At 60.7% G+C, this 22,200-nt stretch carries 19 protein-coding genes; 12 read left to right on the forward strand and 7 right to left on the reverse strand.

Features of this window, described 5'->3' with window-relative positions; all coding sequences use genetic code 11:
- Positions 1-2 precede the first annotated feature (2 nt).
- The 7 genes from IF654_RS10415 to IF654_RS10445 all read right to left on the reverse strand — a co-directional run bounded on the left by IF654_RS10415 (position 3) and on the right by IF654_RS10445 (position 8,126).
- Positions 3-1,187, reverse strand: a complete 1,185-nt coding sequence (locus IF654_RS10415) for an acyl-CoA dehydrogenase family protein (RefSeq protein WP_094988119.1) — start codon at positions 1,185-1,187, stop codon at positions 3-5.
- A complete protein-coding gene (locus tag IF654_RS10420) occupies positions 1,184-2,356 on the reverse strand; it encodes an acyl-CoA dehydrogenase family protein (protein ID WP_047282470.1) in 1,173 nt (390 codons plus the stop codon). Before IF654_RS10420 ends, IF654_RS10415 begins: the two co-directional genes overlap by 4 nt.
- A gap of 109 nt (positions 2,357-2,465) precedes the next feature.
- Positions 2,466-2,954 (reverse strand): hypothetical protein, encoded by a 489-nt coding sequence (locus IF654_RS10425; protein ID WP_047282469.1) that lies wholly within the window; start codon positions 2,952-2,954, stop codon positions 2,466-2,468.
- On the reverse strand, positions 2,954-3,694 hold the full coding sequence (locus IF654_RS10430) for a molecular chaperone (protein WP_371300548.1): 741 nt from the start codon (positions 3,692-3,694) through the stop codon (positions 2,954-2,956). The genes IF654_RS10425 and IF654_RS10430 overlap by 1 nt, the downstream gene beginning before the upstream one ends.
- Positions 3,695-3,732: 38 nt before the next feature.
- Positions 3,733-4,962, reverse strand: a complete 1,230-nt coding sequence (locus IF654_RS10435) for a hypothetical protein (RefSeq protein ID WP_230683781.1) — start codon at positions 4,960-4,962, stop codon at positions 3,733-3,735.
- A 37-nt stretch (positions 4,963-4,999) separates the two neighbouring features.
- Positions 5,000-7,525, reverse strand: coding sequence for a TcfC E-set like domain-containing protein (locus IF654_RS10440; protein WP_194862500.1), 2,526 nt, complete (start codon positions 7,523-7,525; stop codon positions 5,000-5,002).
- 103 nt (positions 7,526-7,628) lie between these two features.
- The gene (locus tag IF654_RS10445; RefSeq protein ID WP_083333824.1) at positions 7,629-8,126 is read right to left on the reverse strand and encodes a CS1 type fimbrial major subunit; all 498 of its coding nucleotides are present in this window, start codon (positions 8,124-8,126) and stop codon (positions 7,629-7,631) included.
- Positions 8,127-8,687: 561 nt separating this feature from the next.
- Here IF654_RS10445 and IF654_RS10450 point away from each other — a divergent pair.
- The 12 genes from IF654_RS10450 to IF654_RS10505 all read left to right on the forward strand — a co-directional run bounded on the left by IF654_RS10450 (position 8,688) and on the right by IF654_RS10505 (position 22,069).
- The gene (locus IF654_RS10450) at positions 8,688-9,230 is read left to right on the forward strand and encodes a PadR family transcriptional regulator (RefSeq protein WP_047282465.1); all 543 of its coding nucleotides are present in this window, start codon (positions 8,688-8,690) and stop codon (positions 9,228-9,230) included.
- Positions 9,231-9,398: 168 nt separating this feature from the next.
- Positions 9,399-10,151 (forward strand): enoyl-CoA hydratase family protein, encoded by a 753-nt coding sequence (locus IF654_RS10455; RefSeq protein WP_047282507.1) that lies wholly within the window; start codon positions 9,399-9,401, stop codon positions 10,149-10,151.
- Between the two features lie 10 nt (positions 10,152-10,161).
- A complete protein-coding gene (locus tag IF654_RS10460; RefSeq protein WP_094988117.1) occupies positions 10,162-11,316 on the forward strand; it encodes an acyl-CoA dehydrogenase family protein in 1,155 nt (384 codons plus the stop codon).
- Positions 11,317-11,324: 8 nt separating this feature from the next.
- The gene (locus tag IF654_RS10465; RefSeq protein WP_047274805.1) at positions 11,325-12,380 is read left to right on the forward strand and encodes an acyl-CoA dehydrogenase family protein; all 1,056 of its coding nucleotides are present in this window, start codon (positions 11,325-11,327) and stop codon (positions 12,378-12,380) included.
- A 3-nt stretch (positions 12,381-12,383) separates the two neighbouring features.
- Positions 12,384-13,535: an acetyl-CoA C-acetyltransferase gene (locus tag IF654_RS10470; protein WP_047280566.1), complete on the forward strand. Its 1,152-nt coding sequence runs from the start codon at positions 12,384-12,386 to the stop codon at positions 13,533-13,535.
- A 10-nt stretch (positions 13,536-13,545) separates the two neighbouring features.
- The gene (locus tag IF654_RS10475) at positions 13,546-14,424 is read left to right on the forward strand and encodes an SDR family oxidoreductase (protein WP_194862499.1); all 879 of its coding nucleotides are present in this window, start codon (positions 13,546-13,548) and stop codon (positions 14,422-14,424) included.
- A 33-nt stretch (positions 14,425-14,457) separates the two neighbouring features.
- Positions 14,458-15,243 carry an SDR family oxidoreductase gene (locus IF654_RS10480; RefSeq protein ID WP_047277140.1) on the forward strand — a complete coding sequence of 262 codons (786 nt, stop codon included), beginning with the start codon at positions 14,458-14,460 and terminating at the stop codon, positions 15,241-15,243.
- 10 nt (positions 15,244-15,253) lie between these two features.
- Positions 15,254-15,724 (forward strand): MaoC family dehydratase, encoded by a 471-nt coding sequence (locus IF654_RS10485; RefSeq protein ID WP_094988115.1) that lies wholly within the window; start codon positions 15,254-15,256, stop codon positions 15,722-15,724.
- Between the two features lie 8 nt (positions 15,725-15,732).
- Complete coding sequence (locus tag IF654_RS10490; RefSeq protein WP_194862498.1) at positions 15,733-16,941, forward strand: acetyl-CoA C-acyltransferase; 1,209 nt, start codon at positions 15,733-15,735, stop codon at positions 16,939-16,941.
- A gap of 132 nt (positions 16,942-17,073) precedes the next feature.
- Positions 17,074-18,429 carry an MATE family efflux transporter gene (locus tag IF654_RS10495; RefSeq protein ID WP_047274794.1) on the forward strand — a complete coding sequence of 452 codons (1,356 nt, stop codon included), beginning with the start codon at positions 17,074-17,076 and terminating at the stop codon, positions 18,427-18,429.
- 228 nt (positions 18,430-18,657) lie between these two features.
- Positions 18,658-19,632 carry a WD40/YVTN/BNR-like repeat-containing protein gene (locus tag IF654_RS10500; protein ID WP_047274792.1) on the forward strand — a complete coding sequence of 325 codons (975 nt, stop codon included), beginning with the start codon at positions 18,658-18,660 and terminating at the stop codon, positions 19,630-19,632.
- A 10-nt stretch (positions 19,633-19,642) separates the two neighbouring features.
- Complete coding sequence (locus tag IF654_RS10505; protein WP_194862497.1) at positions 19,643-22,069, forward strand: efflux RND transporter permease subunit; 2,427 nt, start codon at positions 19,643-19,645, stop codon at positions 22,067-22,069.
- Positions 22,070-22,200 lie beyond the last annotated feature (131 nt).

Here is a 22,200-nt window from a genome sequence, read left to right on the forward strand (position 1 = left end):
GTTCAGCGCCGCTCCCTGGGCATCCCGAGGGCGCGCTCGGCAATGATATTGCGCTGAATCTCGTTGCTGCCGCCGTAGATCGTGTCGGCGCGGGTGAACAAAAACAGCGATTGCAGGCGTGTCAGTTCATAAGGCGCGCCCGCCAGCAGCTCGGCCTGTGGCCCCAGCACGTCCATGGCCAGCTTGCCCAGTTCGAGGTGCCAGGTGGACCACGCCAGTTTGTAGATCGTCGCCTCGGGCCGCAGGCTCCCGTCCTGTGGGCCGGACAACATGCGCAACGAGTTGTAGCGCAACACACGCAAGCCGCTCCAGGCGTGTGCAATGCGCTGGCGCAGCATCGGGTCTTGCGCCGCGCCATTGGCTTTGGCAATGCGCACCACCTCGTCCAGTTCGTTCTGAAACTGCATCTGCTGGCCCAGGGTGGAGACGCCACGTTCGAACCCCAGCAGCGCCATGGCGATTTTCCAGCCTTCGCCGGGCTGCCCTATCAGGTTGCTTGCACAGGTGCGCGCCTGGTCGAAAAACACCTCATTGAACTCACTGGTGCCGGTCAATTGCTTGATGGGCTGCACCGTGATCCCGGACTGGGCCATGGGCACCAACAAAAAGGACAGCCCGTGATGGCCCTTGCTGGCGGGTTCGGTTCGCGCCAGCACAAAACACCAGTCGGCTTCATGGGCCAGTGAGGTCCAGACCTTTTGCCCGCTGATCAACCATTCATTGCGTTGCGTGTCGAAGCTGGCGCGGGTGGTGATGTTGGCCAGATCAGAACCCGCGCCGGGTTCGGAATACCCCTGACACCAAAACTGTTGACCGGCCAGAATCGGCGGTAAAAACCGCTGTTGTTGGTGCGCCGTGCCGAAGGCCGCCAACGTCGGGCCCACCAGGCCTTCACCGATATGCCCCATGCGTCCCGGGCCACCGGCGCGTGCGTACTCTTCGTAAAAAATCACCTGCTGATTGATGCTCAACCCCTGGCCGCCGTGTTCGGTGGCCCAACCGGCGCCTATCCAGTTGCCTTTGGCCAGCTCTTGTTCCCAGCGTTTACGTAACAGCGGGGCAAAATCTTCATCGCCCGGGCCGCCGCGAAAACGCAGGGTGCTGAATTCACCGCTCAGGTGCTGTTGCATCCACTGCGCCACGTGTTGACGAAACTGTTCGTCTTTCGCGCTGAAGCCAATATTCATGCCTGCTCCCCGAAGATCTGTCTGGCCAATTGCTCGCGATGAAACGCGGGCGCGCCCCACAGTTGTTCACTGGCGCGCGCACGCTTGAAGTACAAATGCGGGTCGTACTCCCAGGTAAACCCCACACCGCCATGCAATTGAATCGACTCGCTGGCGCACTGGAAGAAACCTTCGCTGGCGTGGATTTTGGCCGTGGCGGCGGCTTCAGCCAGTTGCCCGCGCACGTGGGGATCTGCATCAATGTTCAGGCAAGCATCGGCGATACACGCGGCGTAGTAACTGGCCGAACGTGCGCATTCCACCGCGAGCATCAGGTCCGCGCAGCGGTGTTTGATGGCCTGGAAGCTGGCAATGCTACGCCCGAATTGCTGGCGCCCGGTGATGTAGGCCAGGGTCATGTCCAGCGATTGTTGGGCGCCGCCCGTTTGTTCGGCCGCCAGCCCCACGCAGGCAAACTGCAGGGTTTGACGCAGCAAGGCCCAGCCCTGGCCCGGCTCACTGAGTAACTGGTCGTCGCTGAGTACGACGTTATCCAGGGTGATGTTCGCCAGGCGCCGGGTTTGATCCAGTGTGGGCAATGCTTGCCTGATCAGGCCCGGCGTGTCGGCAGGCAGGGCAAACAGGCGGATTCCGGCTTCCCCGACGCTGCCCGGCGTGCGTGCCGCAACAATCAACAGATCGCAGTCGGCGCCGTCGATTACATTCAGGTATTGGCCGCAGAGTTGGTAGCCATCTTTATGAGGGGTGGCATAGACCACGATGCTGCTGTCATCCCAGCGCTGTGTATTGGTGTAACTCAGGCTGGCAGTGACCTCACCGGCTGCGATCAACGGCAACCAACGGGATTTGAGCGCTTCGTTTCGGCTCAGCAGCAAAGCCGGCAGTGCAAGGCAGCACGTGGCGTAGAACGCCGAGGGCAGCAGGCAGCGGCCCAATTGCTCCTGCAGCAGACAGACTTCGGCAAAGCCCAGCCCCAATCCGCCGTACCTTTCAGGAATCGCCAGTGCGGGCCAATACAGTTCCCGGGCGATGCGCGCCCAGGTCTGCGGGTCGTGCCCGCGCTCACTGGCCATGGCGCTGCGCACGGCTGCGGAGCTGGCGACTTGCGCCAGAAAGCGCTCGGCAGACTGTTGGATCATCCGCTGCTCATCTGTCAGGGCAAGCTGCATACCGGCTCCTCATCCTATGCTTGAGATCAAGGCGCTAGCATGAAGTGGCCTCAGAGCAGCGAACACCCTGACCCGGACTAGTCCGTTTGAAGCCTTTAACCCAATGCCATCAAGGGGCTGCGGTATCGAAGATCAATTGCACACTGCCGTAATAGTCCCCCGGCTCAAACCCCTCGGTGGGGGGCAGGGCGTCGATGCGTACCGGTACCCGTATGCCGTTATAGGCGTCGGCGGCAGACACCACGACGCTGTCGAATAACGTCAACACCTGCTCGTTGAACGTAACCCGAAGAGCAAAGGTGGTGTGGCCATTCGACAAGACGGGTTCATACCCCAGGCGGGCGGTCATGGCGCCCGCAGAACTGATCATATCGAACTGCGTACGCAGGGGCTCAAGGGTTGAACTCACCAAGTTCCAGCGCATTGGTTGTTCGCGCAGAACAAACTCGGGGTCTGTGGGGATGGCATAAAACTCGAAGGTCGGGATGGTTACGCTGACATCAAACAGGTGTTCTTCGCGGGCCGCATGCGTCACGGATGTCCACAAGGACAGGGCTGCCGCGGTGAGCAGCACTGCCCGCAAGCGCGTCCGGAACATCAGGCTTTAACCTCGATAACTTTCTGCGCACGGCCTTCCACCAGCGTGAACCGGTAATGACGCCCTGGCTGCTTGTCGAACCGCAACGTCCGCCCCGGCAAGACGTGGGTTTTGGTCGTGGGCTTGCAGTGCAGCCGGTCGCTGGACGCGCAGTCCTTGAACTCGTCGACCACGACCACGCTGTTGCCTTGATTACGCAGCTGGTAGTGGTTCGGCGTGTTTTCAATCTGCGTATCAAAGCGGGTCTGTTTGGGCCTGACAAAGAACACCGTGCCGTAGCCGGCCAATACATTCACGCCTGCCGACAAGGTTTTTTTATAGTCACTGGCCTCTTCAGATGACAGCGCAAACGCGTCTTCTTTTTCGGGCACCACGGGGATGAAACGCACGCGGAAGTAGCGCTCCTGCTCTCGATCCCCCATGAATAGCAGCCGCGCACCTTGAGTACCGTTGGGCGGTACGATCAGGCGCGCGGGGCTGGACATCAAGCCGTCGCGCACGCGTTTGTCTGTTTGGGTTTTGACCTCCACTTCCTCAGAGGAACCGTCGGCTTTGTAGAGGATTTCCTTGATCGACACCCTGACAAAAGCGGTGCTGTCGCCGCCGTTGAAGACGCGCTTCAAATACGTACTTTTATCCCCGTCCAGATAGTCATACACCATCCCGACATTGATAGTTGGCCCGGCCATACAGTTCAAGGAGATGAGCCACGCGCCCATAATGCCAGTCATTGTTTTTATCATGTTCTTATTCTCAAAAAAGTGTGCGGTGTGAGTGTTTAAACTTCGGAATCCCAGATGACGGTGACACTGCCGTTATACGTGCCCTCCTGGAATAACATCTCGGCGGTGTATTGTTTGTCTATTTCGAAGTGCAGAGTGCCCGGTTTTCGATCCACGTATTGCGTGGGTTCAAATAACTCGGTGCCGGCACCACTCAACAACAACGGTTGGCGATGAACGGATGCGCCATTGGCGTGTCGCAATCCGTTGGGCAATGTCACCGATACATTGATAGGTACTTCATGCTGACGGCTGTTACTCAAGCCGCAGGTATCGCCAATAATGCGCTCGCAGGCCAATTGCATTTTGAAACGTGAACTTGCATGGATCAGGAAGGTTTGATCGCGCATCAGTTTTTCCGGGCGACGCCCGACACTCCAGAGTTGCCATCCGCCTTTAGGTTCAAGGGCAATGTTGTTGCCGCCCGGTGGTATTTCAATGTTAAGAACATGGTCAACGCTTAATATGAAATTCAATGTCAATACTGGATCGTCGGGCAGGAAGTTATCGCCCATGTCAAAGTCCTGATGAGGGCCCATCGTGTACGTGATCGTGCCGGTGTATTGACCTGCTGACATATTTAAGGGGTTGGGGGTGATCAACTGATATGAAATTTCAATGTAATTAAGGCGTGATGTAGGAATAGTGAATTTCGCATGTTTTGCACACTCGCTACTGGTTGGGAAAGCCCAGAAAAAGTCAAACGCTACTTTATTAAAACTCCAGCTAGGGCCCAACCCCTTGCAGGGTGAAGGCGCATAAGACAGGTTCGTTCCGAACAACAACGCATGGGCTTCGGAGATAGAAACATTACCGCCCACTAAATCGACCACAGGGTCGGTCACAAGCGAAGCCCCTAAACCATTGATGCGTATCCTCACGGTTTCTTGGCGGCCAGTGGCACTATGGGTAACGTTTACTTCACGCCATTCTGCTGGTGCTTTTAACATAACGCCTTGGCGTGGGTTTTCATGATTGGCAGGTATGGGTTGCGTTGCATAAATAGTGGGTGCGGCTCGCAAACTGAACAAACTTCCATTTCTGCAAAAATTTGGATAGTTAAGACAGAATCCGGTATTCGGTGTCGTATTTTCAAACATGTTGTGATTGGGTTTGGATGGGTCGGGTTTAAAAGCGGCAGTGATAGTGAGTGTGGCGGCTGCCACAGGGAGCGCGCTCATGACTGACATCACGCCAAAGAGTAAAACGGATAAAAGCAGGTTCACGGGGTGTTCCTCATGCCATTAACAATTAGCGGAAGCATTACCCGGCACGCTTTATCGGCAGCGCGGTATGGGCCAATGTTTCGGGCGTGCAGATCAAATCACCCATCATCATCACGCTGTGTTCAAGGGGTGTTTGGGTCATGTCCACTCGGAATGTGCATAGCAACTGTTCACCACGGCGCACTTCCAGGGTCGGTGCTTTGACGTTCAACTCCATGGAAAAGAAGCCGTCCACTTCACTGACCCCACGGCTGGCGTGATTAATGATGTGATGACCCTTGACCGGATTGCCCGCTTGATCGATCAGGCGGCCCAGTACCGTCACGGTTTGCATGACCTGCAGGGTTTGATAGTCCACGCCCCCTTTATTCAAGTGATAACGCTGACGCGCGGGTTCAATGGTGGCCGCCGGGGCGTGGTTGCCTTCAAAGTCGAAACTTAATGAACTGCTTTTATAGGCGGTGATGGGGACGAAGTTACGTCCGGGACGCAACGTTGTACTGCCGCCACTGAGGTCGTCAGCGCGTAACAGGATGTCTTCCACATCGCTCACCACGTCGACAATCATCCCTGAGCCTTGCCCCTGATGCTGGCTGGTCATGACCGCTTGGCCTGCGCCGACCGCGAAGGTGCTCTCCAGGTTAAGGCCGCCGGTCAGGTTGCCGTTATAGGACGAGCGCTGCACAAACCCGTCCCCGTTAAACGTGTCGGTCTGCACGCTGGCACGACCGGCAAGGCCCAGCCCATAGCTGTCAGTGGAAACGGTGGCCGAGACACTCTGCAACACGTGACCGGTCACGTCCTTGCTGTAGGTGAGCGATGCATTGTTGTCGCGTCCGCCATCTCGGTCGGTGCGGCTGCCCACGCTGGCCGACCAACGCTCGCCCGGCGCGCCGAGTGCCAGGCTGAAGGTCAAGTCAAAGCCACGATTGCGGGCCGCCCCTGAGCTGACGCTGGCGGGGCGGTCAAATACCGAAAGTCGCCAGTTGCCGTCGCTGCCCAACCAGTGAGTGACCTGCGTCCAGCCCAGATCCAGCCCTATGCCGTCGGTATAACCCTGGCTATGGGATAACCGGGCATTCACGCTGCTTTTCGGGGTAAGGCGGTGGTTCAGGGCAAGGGATGAGTTACTGGTCTGGCCAATGAACACCGAGCGCTGCCGAAGGCGTGTGCCGTCGGGCAAGGTTTCATAAGTTTGGCGGGTGTCCAGCCAGCTGCGGGTGTGGCTGAACACCAGACTCCCGCTGCCGTAGTTGTAGAGACCGTTCAGGTCAATGCCGGTGCCATAGTTTTCGGTCTCATAGACATTGGCGTACAGGTTGGCGTTGTTGGAGATGGACCAGTCCACCGAGGTGCCCAGTTGCAGGTCCTGTTTGACCTGACGGCCGGACACGCCCACTACCACCCGGGGATGCAGCAAATAATTGAGCGAGGCCCCGGCGGTCATCTCGCCGCTGGCCTGCTCCTCCCAATTACTCAGCAGTTTGCTTTCGCGTCCGGCGAAGACGTTGTACCGCCAGCGCTGGTCATGGTTGCGCCAGTTATTGGGTTTGTAGATGAGTTCCGGGGTGGTGCTGGTTATTTGCCCATCCTCGATCAGCCGCACCTGCACTTCATAGATACCGCCCGGGAGTGGGCGGGTGTCGAGGCTTTGCAAGCCGGCGTTGACCATCTGGGTGTTGATCAGCAGGCCATTGCGGTAGATCTCCACGGTGGCCTGACGATTGGCCGTGACGTACACGGGATAAATACTGGGTTTGGGCTGTGTGATTGCCAGGCTGTCGGAGCTGCCGTACATCACCCCCAGTGCGGTGTCGGGGTTGGCGCCAAAAGTGCGGATCTGCCGGGTCAAACCCTCGGCGGTCGGGGTGAAATAGCCCAAGCGTAAAAAACTGCCTTCCAGCTCGCGTTGCGTAAACGCTTCATAAACAGCGTGGTAGAGCGTGCTGTCGTCAGGCCCGCCTTGGCGGGAGAGTTGCAGGTTCAAGCCCTGGGTCCAATGGCCCAGGCTGCTGCTGGCTTGCAGCGCGAAACGCCCGCCGAGGTCTTCTTCCTGGCCACCACTGAGGTTGAGCTGGTTCCGCAGGATCAGCCCCCGGCTGCCCTGCGCGGGGAGTTCGTAGTACTGGCTGATCTGGTTTTCGCGTTCCGCGTTTTCAGTCAGCAGGGATAGCAGTGAGTTCTCCAGGTCGTAATGCACGGCCAGTAATTGCGCCGGGCACTCGCCTGTGCACGTGCCCAATGGCACACCTTGTTTAAGGAAAGTGGCCCAGGTATCACGCTCGTCGAGCGACAGTTGACTGCCTTCGTGGTCGGTGAATTCAAGCAGGGTCAGTCGATCATCGCGGGTCAGGACGATCATCGCTTCACCCACCCGCTGTTGATCGCGCTCCACCTGAACGGCCAATGGCACATCAAACAGGTGTTCTTCGAAATCGGCAGGCAAGCCTTTGGCCTGTGCCAGCAGGCTACGTGGCGTGGTGCCGGATGCCGCGGGAGCAGCAAACGCGCAGTTGCCAACAATCAAGGCAAGCGCTGCCGCGATGGGAGTCATCGGTAACATTCACGAACTTCTCTGAGTGCAGGCCGTTTAAGCGCCCCGCAGCGCCCGGCAAGGTTCCGGGCGCAGGGCATGACTGCAGTGGCCATGCTCGACGGGGAGTGTGTTAGTGCATGGTGACGCGGGGTACGTTGTCGAAGATCACGGTGTACGACGCGGTGTAGTCACCCACGTGCTCGGCTTCGAGCGCGGCGGGGGTGATGACCAGATCAGCCCGCGTCCCTGGCGTTGAAGCCGCATCGCTCACCACTTCCTGAGGGGTCGCTGTCAGCATCACGCCGTTGAAAGTGGTGGTCAGCGCGATGTTCTGGAGCGGGTTGCCGTTAAACAGGCTGGCCGGGCCTCCTTCGATGTAGGCGTGAATTGATCCGTCGGTGTTTTTGACATTGAACGGTTGTTTCAAGCTGCTCAGGCTGCTGTTGACCGGGTTGTAGTGCAGGGTTTCATCCTTGCCGAATTCAGGGTCGTGGGGCAGGACGTAGAACGTTTTGGTGGGGACGGTCGCTTTGATGTTGATCAGGCTGCTGGCCTCGCCGGCAGCGTGGGCCGCTGTTGAGCCGACGGAAAAAGCGAACAGGGAAACAGTCACAAGTGTTTTAAACATGTTTGAAGTCCAGTAATGAGTAGAAGTGAAGTGCAATAAGTCACCGCGTGTTTAAACACGACTGCGTCAACCGAAGAGGCCAAAAAGAACAGAGCGTTCAGGCCGGGTTGTTGGGAAGGCAATCAGGTGTCGGCAAACTTTTAGAGCGGCCAAAGTATTAACTAAGTTATTTAAATTGCCCATATAACTTTGCGTAATATTTTTCTTTTCATTAGGTAGTACAACTCCGTTGACGACCGTATGAATTTTCTCTGATACGTGACTAGAAACGTTATTTGTTTAATAAAAGTCTTATATTTCAGTTGGGTGGCATTTTGCCTTCAATTTGACAGCTCCCCGTAGTGGCATTCTTCCGCTCGTGTAGGGCGGGAAGGGCGTTTTTGAAGTGGTATGTGGCGTTATATCGTGCGCGAAAGTAGGCGTAATAGTTGAGGTGCGTAACTAAGCTATATCGCGCGCGAGTCAGTAGGTTATATCTTTGTATTGGGCTGAAATAGTGGCTTGAGTTGTGTTTTAAGTTGTGTTTTAAGTTGTTTTTTTTAACGCGAGGAGAGAGGGGTTATGGTCAGTCAATATACAGTTCGGCAGGGGCTGGAACATCCGGATGGACTTGAAAGACGCGGGGTACGTGAACGCGGCATTCGAAGCCCACGGGTGTTTGCGCCGGGTGATTTAAAACTGTTGTTACTGGCACTCATCGCTGAGCAGCCCTGTCACGGGTATGACCTGATCTTGCAGATTGAAGCGTTGTTTGACGGCGCTTACAGCCCCAGCCCCGGCGTCATCTACCCCACCCTGGCTCATCTGGAAGCAGGGCAGTTCGTGGAAGTCAGCGTCCATGGCGACAAGAAGCAGTATCGGATTACCGATACCGGACGCGTGTCTTTAAACCAGCAAACCGTGGCGCTCAATGGCGTCTGGATGCGGATTGACGTCAGCCGCCGCTCATTGCGTGGCCAGGACCGGCCCGCGGAAATTCATCAGGCGATCCACAATTTGCGCCATGCCTTGCAGCTCCATCAGGGCCACTGGAGCCCCCAGGAAATCCAGCGGGTACACAACCTGCTCAACGACACGGCCAAAGCCATCGTAGACGGCGAATAACCGCAGGCTGTCGCAGGGCAAGTGGCCACGTGCGGCTGGCCTGCGGCAGTGCCCCGCACGCTGTTTCGGGCGGGCGGGTTTAGTCTCAACGGACGATGATCCTGACCGCACGCGTTCGCATACTGCTCCCATGCCTTCGCCACCTCAGGAGCACATGTGAACAGCGCAATTTCAACCGCATTTCACACCAGTATCGACGCGGGCGTCGCTGAACTGGTGATCGACCGGCCGCCGGTCAACGCGCTCAACAGTCGCGAGTGGCGGGAACTGGCCAACACCCTGGATGCCCTTGGGCAAAACCCCGACGTGCGGGTCATCGTGATTCGCGCCGAAGGACGGGGGTTTTGCGCGGGTGTCGACATCAAGGAACTGGACGCGCACCCGGAGCTGATCGTTGACGTCAACGCAGGCAACTACGCCACGTTTAAAGCCGTACACCGCAACCCGGTGCCGGTCATCGTGGCGGTGCATGGTTTTGTCCTGGGCGGCGGGATCGGCATAACCGGCGCCGCCGACATCGTGCTGGCGTCTGAATGTGCCACGTTCGCCTTGCCTGAAGTCGACCGCGGCGCCATGGGCGGCGGGGCGCATTTGCAGCGTCTGTTTCCGGTGCAAAAGGTCCGCTACCTGTTTTTCACGGGCGACAAGATCGGCGCCGTCGAAGCGCAACAGTACGGTTTCATCGAGCGCGTGGTGCCCCGCGAGCAGCTGCGTGAAACCGCCTTGCAGATCGCCCGCACCATCGCGAGCAAAAGCCCCGCCATGATCCGTATCGCCAAAGAGGCGCTCAACGGCATCGAAGACGGCAATCTGGAAGATAAATACCGCTGGGAGCAGGGGTTCACGCTGCAGGCCTACACCTGTGCGGATTCCGCTGAAACCCGCCGCGCGTTTGTCGAAAAACGCGACGCCACGTTTTGAGGTGCTGACGATGGATCTGACGTACTCCCCGCAACAAAAAGCCTTTCGCCAGGAAGTGCGGGACTGGCTCGCCGCCCATGCGCCCAAGGCGCCGCTGGCCAGCTATGACACCCGCGAAGGTTTCGAACAGCATCGGCAATGGGAAGCCACGTTGTTTGAAAACCGCCTGTCGATGGTCATGTGGCCCACGGAGCTGGGCGGGCGTGGCTGTGACCTGATCGAGTGGCTGATTTTCGAAGAAGAGTATTACGGCGCCGGAGCGCCCATGCGCGTCAACCAGAACGGCCAGTTGCTGTTGGGCCCGACCCTGATGGAGTTCGGCACCGAGGCCCAGAAAAAACGCTTTCTGCCTCGCATGGCGGCCAGTGTCGACATGTGGGCGCAAGGCTGGTCGGAGCCGAACGCCGGTTCCGACATGGCCGCGATTACCAGCAAAGCCACCCGCGACGGCGAAGGGTATGTGCTGAACGGCCAGAAAACCTGGTCCACGCGTGCCATTTTTGCCGACTGGCTGTTCGGCCTGTTTCGCAGCGACCCGGATTCGAGCCGTCACCATGGGCTGTCATTTGTCATGGTCCCGCTCAATGCACCGGGGGTGACGGTGCGCCCGATCAAGGCACTCAACGGCAAAGACGCGTTTGCGGAAGTGTTCTTTGATGACGTGCGCATCCCGCTGGAAAACCGCATCGGCGAGGAAGGGCAGGGCTGGCATGTGGCAATGGCCACTGCCGGGTTCGAACGCGGCTTGTTGTTGCGTTCCCCGGCGCGCTTCCAATACACCGCGCGAAAACTGGTGGAGCTGTACCAGGCCAACCGCGCAAGCGCCGACCGCGATCCGGGCCTGGGCGAGGCCGTGTGCAAAGCCTGGATGGACGCGCAAGCCTATGCCTTGTCGGCCTATCACACGGTCGGGCGCCTGAGCCGTGGCGCGCAGATCGGCGCCGAATCGAGCACCAACAAAATCATCTGGTCGGAACTGGACCTGCGCATGCACGAAACCGCGCTGCGCATTCTGGGGGCCCAAGGTGAGCTGACGGGGCCCGCCAACGATGGCCATGACTGGCTCGAAGGCTTCCTGTTCGCCCAGGCCGGGCCGATCTACGCCGGAACCAACGAGATCCAGCGCAATATCATTGCCGAGCGCATGCTCGGCCTGCCGAAGTGAGGCCGGGTATGGACTTTACCTTTAGCGACGACCAGCTCACCTTCCGTGAAGCCATCAGCCGGTTTCTGATGACCGAAGCCGCACCCGAAATGCTGCGCGAAATTTGGGAAACCGACGTCGGCCGTTCACCGGACCTGCGCAACAAAATTGCCGAGCAGGGCCTGACCGCGCTGTCGGTGCCAGAAGCCGCAGGCGGTTTGGGCATGGACGATGTGGCGTGGTCCCTGATGACCCAGGAACTGGGTTACTACGCGATCCCCGACTCACTGGCCGACACGGCCTACGTGGCCTGCGCGCTGATTGCCGGGTTGCCGGCCAGCGTGTTCAAGCGCGGCGAATGGCTGGCGGGCATTGCCGACGGCAGCTTGCGGGTTGCCGTCGGCCACCCGGTCAACCCGTGGGTGGCCGACGCCGGGCATGCGGACCTGTTGCTCCTGGCCCACGACGATGAAGTGCATGCGGTGCCGCGCTCGCAGGTCGATGTGCACCACCTGACCAGCCTCGATGCCTCACGGCGTCTGGCACAGGTCAGTTGGCAACCGAGCGCCGCCACGTTGGTGGCCGAAGGCCAATTGGGCCGCACGTTATGGGCGCACACACTCAGTCGCGGCGCGTTGTCGGTGGCGGGTCAGTTGCTGGGGCTGGCCCAGCGCATGCTGGACCTGTCGGTGGATTACACCGCCCAGCGCAAGCAATTCGGCAAACCCATCGGCAGTTTTCAGGCGGTCAAACATCACCTGGCCGATGTGGCCACGCAACTGGAGTTTGCCAAACCGGTGCTCTACCGCGCTGCCTATGCATTGGCGCAGGGCCAGAGCACGGCCCACGTGTGGGTCTCGCAGGCGCGTCTGGCCTGTTGCGAAGCCGCTTGGCTGGCCGCGCGTCACGGCATTCAGGTGCACGGCGCCATGGGCTACACATGGGAAGTCGACCTGCAAATGTTCATGAAGCGTGCCTGGGCGCTCGACAACGCGTGGGGCGACCGCGCCCTGCATAAAGCCCGGGTGGCCGCCCATGTCCTGAGCGGCGCACCCCTGGGCCCCGGCCATACCTTCGAGGAATAAACCATGCCCCAAGCCTACATTGTGGACGCGTTGCGCACCCCGACCGGCAAGCGTAAAGGCGCGCTGGCCCATGTGCATGCCATCGACCTCGGCGCCCATGTGCTCAAGGCGCTGGTGGCGCGCAACGCGATCCCCGCCGACGAATACGATGATGTGATCTTCGGCTGTGTCGACACCATTGGATCGCAAGCCGGTGACATCGCCCGCACCAGTTGGCTGGCGGCGGGCCTGGCGATGAATGTACCGGGCACCACCATTGACCGTCAGTGCGGTTCATCGCAACAGGCCCTGCATTTTGCGGCGCAGGCGGTCATGAGTGGCACCCAGGATGTGATCGCCGTGGGCGGCGTGCAAACCATGACCCAGATTCCGATTTCGTCAGCGATGCTGGCGGGCCAGCCGCTGGGTTTCAGCGACCCGTTTTCCGGCAGCAAGGGTTGGCAGGCCCGGTTTGGCAATCAGCCGGTGAACCAGTTTTATGCCGCGCAGCGGATTGCCGATCATTGGCAGCTCAGCCGCCAGCAGATGGAAGCCTATGCGCTGGAAAGTCATCGTCGTGCGTTGCAGGCGCAGGCCGACGGTCGTTTTGCCGCTCAAATCGTGCCGTGCGAAGGGTTGGTGGACGACGAAACGCCCCGGCACACCAGCCTGGCCAAAATGGCCGAGCTGGAACCGGTGTCTGCCGAGTTTCCGTCCATTACCGCGGCGGTTTCCAGCCAGACCTGTGATGCGTCGGCCGCCCTGTTGGTGGTCTCCGAAGCCGCGCTCAAACGCTACAACCTCACCCCGCGCGCGCGTATTCATCATGTATCGGTGCTGGGCGATGACCCGATCTGGCACCTCACCGCGCCGATTGCCGCCACCCGCGCCGCGCTGAAGAAAACCGGGCTGCGCATGGACGAGATCGACGTGGTGGAAATCAACGAAGCCTTCGCCTCGGTGGTGATGGCATGGGCCCGCGAACTCGATTACGACCCCGCACGCACCAATCCCAATGGCGGCGCCATTGCCCTCGGTCACCCGTTGGGTGCCAGCGGTGCGCGGCTGATGACCAGCCTGCTTCATCAACTGGAGCACAGTGGCGGCCGCTATGGCTTGCAGACCATGTGCGAAGGCGGCGGGCAGGCCAACGTGACAATTATTGAGCGTCTTTAGGAGCAGCGAGATGGCGATTTGTGAAGGACGGACCGTGATCATCACGGGGGCGGGCGGTGGTCTGGGGCGCGCCTATGCGCTGGCGTTCGCGCAAGAAGGCGCGAATGTGGTGGTCAATGACATTCGCCACGATGCCGCCGAACAGGTGGCCGGAGAAATCCGTGAGGGCGGCGGGCAGGCCATCGCCAACGCTGACGACATCACCACTGTGGCCACGGCGCAGCGCATCGTCGACGCCGCGCTGGCCGCGTTTGGCGAGGTCCACGTGCTGGTAAACAACGCCGGGATTTTGCGTGACCGCATGTTTATCAGCCTCAATGAAGAGGATTGGGACGCCGTGATGCGGGTCCACCTGAAGGGGCATTTTTGCCTGGCCACGATTTTGGGCAAGCGCTGGCGCGATCAGGCCAAGGCCGGTCAGCCAGTGGCGGCGCGCATCATCAACACCAGCTCGGGTGCCGGTTTGCAGGGCTCGGTGGGGCAATCCAATTACAGCGCGGCCAAGGGCGGGATCGCCGCATTGACCCTGGTGCAGGCGGCGGAACTGGCGCGCTACGGCGTGACGGCCAACGCCTTGGCGCCCGCGGCCCGGACTTCGATGACCGAAAGTGCGATGCCCGAAGTGGTGAAAAAGCCCGAGGACGGAGGGTTCGATGCTTGGGCACCGGAAAACGTGGCGCCGTTGGTGGTGTGGTTGGGCAGCGCGCTGTCGGGCCATGTCACCGGGCAGATCATCGAAAGTCAGGGCGGACGCCTGTCGTTGGGCGACGGTTGGCGTACCGGGGTGACGCGCGACAAAGGGGCGCAATGGCGGCCTGAAGAAGTCGGGCACGCGCTGGATCAGATCCTTGCCGAAGCGCCCACAGCGCAACGGGTGTGGGGAAGCTGAACGATTGAAACCTGACACAAGAGAGTCACAACCATGAAACAGGCGCCTCCCTATGTTCCCGGCCATCAACTGTTGGCCGGTAAGTCCATTCTGATTACCGCCGCCGCTGGCGCAGGCATCGGTTATGCCGCCGCCAAACGCTGCGCCGAAGAAGGCTGTCGCGCCTTGATGATTTCCGACATTCATCCGCGCCGCCTCGAAGAAGCCGTTGAACGCCTTAAGGCCGAAACCGGGTTGCAGGCCGTGTTCGGGCAGCTGTGCAACGTCACCGTGGAGGCCGAGGTGCAAGCCCTGGTCGCCGCCGCCGAAGACGCGCTGGGCGGTGTCGATGTGCTGATTAACAACGCCGGGCTCGGCGGTCAGGTGCGCCTGACGGACATGACCGATCAACAGTGGTCATCGGTGCTGGATATCACCCTGACCGGCACCATGCGCATGACCCGCGCCATGCTGCCGCACATGGAGAAACGCGGCGCCGGGGCCATTGTCAACAACGCTTCGGTACTGGGCTGGCGAGCGCAAAAAGAACAGGCGCATTACGCCGCCGCCAAAGCCGGGGTCATGGCCCTGACCCGTTGCAGCGCGCTGGAAGCGGCCGAAAGCGGGGTGCGCATCAACGCCGTGGCGCCGTCGATTGCCTTGCATGAGTTTTTAAAGAAAGCCTCCAGCAATGACTTACTGGAACAACTGGCCAGCCGCGAAGCCTTCGGCCGTGCCGCTGAAGTCTGGGAAGTGGCCAATGTCATGGTGTTTCTGGCCAGTGACTACGCCTCGTACATGGTCGGTGAAGTGTTGCCGGTCAGTTCGCAGCAAGCCTGAGGAGTCGCGCATGAGTAAGTTGTTTACCAATGCGCAGCAGTTGCTGGCGGCGCAGGGGCAGGATTTGGGCCGCACCGACTGGCTGCTGCTGACCCAGGCGCGCATTAACCTGTTTGCCGAAGCCACGGGCGATCACCAGTGGATTCACGTCGACCCCGAACGCGCGGCCACGGGGCCGTTCGGGGCGTGTATCGCCCACGGTTACTTGACCCTGGCGCTGGCTAATCTGTTTATGCCGCAGCTCATGCAGTTCGCCAACCTGGCCATGGGAGTGAACTACGGTAGCGACCGCTTGCGCTTCCCGGCCCCCGTCAGGGTCGGCTCGCGGGTGCGCGGGCACGGTGAAATCCTGCGCGTGGAAACCCTGGGCCAAACGCTGCAAGCGGTGGTGCGCATCAGCGTCGAAATCGAGGGCAGCGATCGCCCCGGCTGTGTGGTGGACACCATCAGCCGTTACACCTTCAACCCTCTTGAACAGTGAGCCTGTGCATGAATGCCAATGATGTCGTGATCGTTTCCACTGCCCGGACGGCGTTGAGCAAGTCGTTTCGCGGTTCCTTCAATGACACCGAGGCGCCTGTGCTCGGCGGCCATGTCGTACGCGCGGTGGTCGAGCGGGCCGGAATCGAGCCGGGCGCGGTCGGGGACGTGATCATGGGCGCGGCGGCGCAGCAGGGTACCCAGGGCTACAACATCGGTCGCCTGTGTGCCTACACCGGCGGCTTGCCCGACACGGTGCCCGGTATGGCGATAGACCGCATGTGCGCGTCGGGGCTGATGAGCATCGGCATCGCTGCGAATGGCATCCTGGCGGGCGATCTTTCGATTGCTGTGGCCGGGGGCGTCGAGTCGCTGTCCCTGACGCAAAATAAATACAAAAACACCTATCGCGCGCAGTCCCAAGCCGTCATTGAGTGCATGCCGACGGCGTATATCCCGATGCTGGAAACCGCCGAGCTCGTGTCGCGCCGTTACGGCATCAGCCGCGAGGTGCAGGATGCGTATTCGCTGCAAAGCCAGCAACGCACGGCCGCCGCCCAAGCGGCAGGTCTGTTTGCTGACGAAATCGTGCCGTTGGCGGCGCGCAAGCTGCTGTTTGATAAAGAAGGCCAGCCGGCCGGGCATCAGGACGTCGTGGCCGACCGCGACGAATGCAATCGCCCGTCCACCACGCTGGCCGATCTGGCCGCGCTCAAACCGGTGTGGAAAGACGGCCACTGGGTGCAGCAGGGCGAGTTCGTGACGGCGGGCAACGCGTCGCAATTTTCTGACGGCGCCTCGGCAGTTCTGTTAATGAGCCGCGCCGAAGCCCGGCAGCGTGGGATTGAAGCGCTGGGCGTGTACCGCGGAATAGCCGTGAGCGGCTGTGCCCCGGAAGAAATGGGCATCGGGCCGGTCTACGCCATCCCCAAATTGCTCAAGCGCTTCGGGCTGACGGTCTCGGACATCGATCTGTGGGAAATCAACGAGGCCTTCGCCTGTCAGGTGGTGCATTGCCGGGACGCGCTGCACATTCCCAACGAGCGCTTGAACGTCAACGGCGGTGCCATTTCCATCGGGCATCCGTTTGGCATGTCGGGGGCGCGCATGGTGGGGCACGCGCTGTTGGAAGGCCGACGCCGCGGCGCCCGGTTTGCCGTGGTGGCCATGTGCATTGGCGGCGGCATGGGTGCGGCGGGTTTGTTTGAACTCACCTGAAACAGCCTCACGTGCGGGGCGGGCTGATCCACGCGGCGTAACGCCTGCGCCCGCCGCGATGGCCCGCAACCCGCCCTTTGCGCGCCATTTACGGTATAACCCCTCATTGCTTTATTTTGAGGTCAACCGGTTATGCGCTCCCCGTCACAACGGCCGCTGTGGCAGATCTACCTGATTTTTCTGGCACCGATGGTGCTGTCCAACTTCCTGCAAAGTTTCTCCGGCACGCTCAATGGCATTTACATCGGGCAGATGCTGGGGACTCAGGCGCTGGCAGCTGTGTCGGGCATGTTTCCGATCGTGTTCTTCTTTATTGCCCTGGTGATTGGCCTGGGCGCCGGGGCCTCTGTGTTGATCGGGCAGGCGTGGGGCGCCAGCGAGACGACGATGGTGAAGAAAATCACCGGCGCCACGCTGACCCTGGGTTTAGTCATCGGTTTGATTGCGGCGGTGTTGGGCGGTCTGTTCGCGCGACCCGCGCTGCAAGGCCTGGGCACGCCGCCGGATGTGCTGGACGATGCCGTGGCCTATGCGCGCATCATGATGTTGATCATGCCGCTGCTGTTGGTGTTTATCCTGTTTACCCAACTGTTGCGCGGCGTCAGCGACACCGTGTCGCCGTTGCTGGCGCTGATGGTGTCCACCGCCGTGGGGCTGTTGCTGACCCCGGCGCTGATTCTCGGCTGGGCCGGGTTGCCCCGCATGGGCATTCAAAGTGCCGCCTACGCCGGGCTGGCTGGCAACGTGCTGGCCATGCTGTTCCTCGGGCTGCGCCTGCGTCACAAAAACAGCGTGATGGCGCCAGACCGTGAGTTGTGGGCCGCGCTGCGTCTTGATCGCGCCATTTTGGGCAAGGTGTTGCGCATCGGTTTACCGACCGGGGTGCAGATGGTGGTGTTGTCGTTGTCGGAGCTGGTGATTCTGGCCCTGGTCAACAGCCACGGCTCGCAGGCCACGGCGGCCTACGGCGCGGTGACGCAAATCGTCAATTACGTGCAGTTCCCGGCGTTGTCGATTGCGATTACGGCCTCGATCCTCGGGGCGCAGGCGATTGGCGCGGGCAAACTCGAACGCATCGGGCCGATCCTGCGCACCGGGCTGACCATCAACCTGTGGTTGACCGGTGCGCTGGTGCTGCTGGGCTATGTGCTCTCGCACTGGCTGCTCGGCTTGTTCATCACCGATGCCGAGGCGCGGGTACGGGCCGAACACCTGCTGCACATCATGCTCTGGAGCCTTCTGTTTTTTGGCTTTCAGGCGGTGGTGGGCGGCATCATGCGCGCCAGTGGCGTGGTGCTGGTGCCCATGGGGATCACGATTTTCTGCGTGCTGGGCGTGGAACTGCCGGTGGCGTACCTGCTCGATGCGCACTATGGGCTGCAAGGTGTGTGGATGGCTTTTCCGATCACCTACCTCACCATGCTGGCCCTGCAAACCGCCTACTACCGTCTGGTGTGGCGTCACAAACAGATCCAGCGCCTGATCTGATCTGCCCCGTGAGCGGTGGCCGTTACCGACCGTAACGGCCACCCGCGCTGTTTCAAACCCTTGCTAGGCCATTTGGACGATGTGCCTGTGACTGACCAGTCCGATGATCGGGGCCAGGTTCCAGCGACCTCGCCGCTGAGTTCGCCAGAGCATCCACGACTATAAAAAGAAGAGGACTGGCCGCATGCAATTCGCCCTGCTACTGCCTCGTGTGACGAGGTCTCGACCATGCGCTCGATGATCGGTTATCTGGTGTGCCTGATCGTCGCGGCCACCATCGGCTTTACCTTCGCCCCCCGCAAAGCCCTGGACGTCACCGCCGAGCCGCTGCGCCCGGATCGCCTGCAAATCAACGGCATGCTCTACCTCGACCAGCGCGTGGTGGCGGTGGGCGAGCGCGGGACGATTTTGCTCAGCGATGATCAGGGCGTGTCCTGGCAGCCCGCGACGGTTCAGCCGCAGCGCGACCTGACCCTCACGGCCGTGGTGGCACTGGCGGATGACAACTTATTGGCCGTTGGCCATGACGGCTGGATTCTGCGCTCGGCCGATCGGGGCGCTCAGTGGCAGGAGGTGCGCCACGACAGCGAGCTGGGTGAGCCGCTGCTCGGGATCTGGAGCGCTGGCGGCACGCATGTGCTGGCATTTGGCAGCTTCGGCAAGTTTTATCAGTCCGACGACGAAGGCCGCACCTGGCAAACCGCCGAATTGAGCGTGGACAGTGCCCACCTCAATGGTATGGACGGCGGGCCGGACGGTCGGCGCATGCTGGTGGGCGAACAAGGGTTGGTGATGCGCACCGACGATGCCGGCCAGCATTGGCAAACCCTGGCACCGTTCTACAACGGCTCGCTGTTTGGCGTGGTGCGCTTGAGCGCGCAACGTTGGGTGGCCTACGGTATGCGCGGGCATGTTTTTGTCACCGGGGATTTCGGCCATTCCTGGCAACAGGTCGCGGTGGGCAACAGCCTGCCGCTTTATGGGCATGCGCTATTGCCCAATGGCGAGGGTGTGCTGATCGTCGGTGCAGGCAGTTCGATGGTGCGCCTTGATGGCCAGGGCCAACTGGTCAGCGCCACTCGTCTGTCGGGGCTGGGGACATTGACCTCGGCCGTGCTGGTGGGGGCCAACCGCCTGTTGGTGGGCGGCGAACGCGGAGTATTCCAGGGCACGGACAGCAGCGTTGCTGCGCGAGCTCAATGAGAGGCGCCAAATGAACGTTGCCAAGTCCACTGTCACGCGCATGGTCGAGCGCACCGCCGACCTGCTGATCCACTGGCGCAAAGCCCTGCTGGCGCTGTTTGTCTTGCTGACGCTGGCGTTGGGGTACAGCGCCACGCACACCCGGCTCGATCCGGGGTTTAACAAGCAAATCCCGGTGCGCAATGAATACATGGTCAATTTCCTCAATTTCAGCCAGTACTTCACCGGCGCCAACCGCTTTTTGGTCAGCGTGCGCTGGAAGGGTGAGGGCGACATTTACAACCGCGAGTTTCTTGAAACCCTGAACAAAGTCACCGATGACGTGTTTTTCATCAATGGCGTCAGCCGCGCCAGTGTCACGTCGCTGTTCACCGCCAACGTGCGTTACATCGAAATCACCGAAGACGGTTTTTTCGGTGACGTGGTGGTGCCGCCGCGCTTTACCGGGTCGGACGATGACCTGAGCCAGGTGCGCAGCAATGTGGGGCGTTCGGGGCAAATCGGCAGGTTGGTGGCCAATGACCTCAGGTCGTCGATGGTCCGCGCCGACTTGCAAGACCTCGACCCCAAGACGGGCCAGTCGGTGTCGTATGCCGAGGTCGCTCAACGCCTGGAGGACATTCGCGGCAAATACGGCAATGACAACATTGAGATCAATATCGTCGGTTTCGCCAAGCTGGTGGGGGACGTGGTCGAGGGCCTGAACACGGTGATCGGCTTCTTTGTGATTGCCTTTGTCATCACCGGCCTGTTGCTGTGGCTGTATTCGCGCTCGTGGCGCCTGACGCTGGTGGCGCTGGTGGTGGCCCTGTTGCCGGTGGTCTGGCTGCTGGGCTTGCTGCCGCTGTTGGGGCTGGGGATCGACCCGATGTCGATTCTGGTGCCGTTCCTGATTTTCTCCATTGGCGTGTCCCACGCCGTGCAAATGACCAATGCCTGGAAACAGGACGTGCTGGCCGGAAGTTCGGCGGTTCAGGCGGCGCACAGTGCGTTTTGCAAGATTTTCATCCCCGGCTCCCTGGCGTTGCTGATGAATGCCTTGGGCTTTGGCGTGATCATGCTGATCGACATTCCCATCGTCCACGAGCTGGGGGTGACGGCCTGTATCGGCGTGATGCTGATGATCATCACCAACAAACTGATGCTGCCGATCATCCTGTCGTACCTGAGCCTTGAGCGCAGTGCGCTGCGCCAGGGCCAGCAAGCCCGTGGCAAACATGCGCTGTGGTGGCGGCTGTCGGCCCTGGCCGAGCCGCGCCCGGCGATGGCGGTATTTGCGGTGAGCCTGATGTTATTGGGCATCGGCGCCTATAAAGCCCGGGACCTGGCGGTGGGCGATATCGGCCTCGGCGCGCCGGAACTGCGGGCGGATTCGCGCTACAACCAGGACAACCAGAAGATCATCAGCAGTTATTCCATCGGTCTGGACGTGATGTCGGTGTTCGTGCAGGTCAAGGGCATTGACGAAGGGTGCCTGGCGCCCGAAGTGATGCGCGCTGTGGAGTCGTTTGACTTCCAGATTCGCAGCGTGCCGGGCGTGCAGTCGGTGCAGAGCGTGGCAGGCATGAGTAAAAACGTGATTGCCGGTAATAACGAAGGCAACCCGCGTTGGTCAGCGATCCCCGGTTCCGAGCGCGGCCTGAGCCAGGGCGCCCGCGCGTACATGCCGGACGACGGTCTGGTGACCGAAGGCTGCCAGCGCATGCAGATCCTGGTGTTTCTGACCGACCACGAGGGCGCCACCGTCAGCCATGTGGTCGACGAAACCAAACGCATCATCGCCAGCGTGCAAGGCCCACACGTCGAGTTCTTGCTGGCGGGGGGCAATGTCGGGGTGATGGCGGCCTCCAACGACGCGGTCAAGCAGGCCGAAGTGGTGATGCTGGCGGCGCTGTTTGGCTCGGTGGCGCTGTTTTGCTGGCTGACGTTCGGCTCGTTCCGCGCGGTGCTGTGCATTCTGGTGCCGCTGGCGATTGTCGCGATCCTGTGTAATGCGCTGATGGCCACGCTGGGCATCGGCCTGAAAGTCGCCACCTTGCCGGTGATGGCACTCGGGGTCGGGGTCGGGGTCGATTACGGCATTTACCTGTATGAGCGCATCCAGCATGAAATGGCCGACGGCAAGGACCTGCGCACCGCCTTTTATGAAGCCATGTGCCAGCGCGGAACGGCGGCGGTGTTCACGGCGCTGACCATGTCCATCGGCGTGTGTACCTGGGCGTTTGCCCCCTTGAAGTTCCAGGCCGACATGGGCGTGCTGTTGTCGTTCATGTTTCTGGTCAACGTGCTGGGCGCGATCTTCCTGCTCCCGGCGCTGGCGGCCTGGTTCAACCTCGGACGGCCACTGGTGAAGGTCAAACAGCGTGCCAAAGAAGGCGCGTGCGGGCATTACCCGCTCAAACCCAGCGTCGCTGCCAAAGACATCACAAATCGATGAAACAAAGCCTATGGCGTGATTGCACAGTGTTCGGCGTTGACCCCACACTGAGCCGGCTTTGCAAGGTGTTACGGATTACCTGACAGGCGCTCGCGCGCGTGTCGACTGGCAACAATAACAATAAAAAAGGG

The organism is Pseudomonas lundensis (genome assembly GCF_015377145.2).
In the GTDB taxonomy this organism is placed as follows: domain Bacteria; phylum Pseudomonadota; class Gammaproteobacteria; order Pseudomonadales; family Pseudomonadaceae; genus Aquipseudomonas; species Aquipseudomonas lundensis.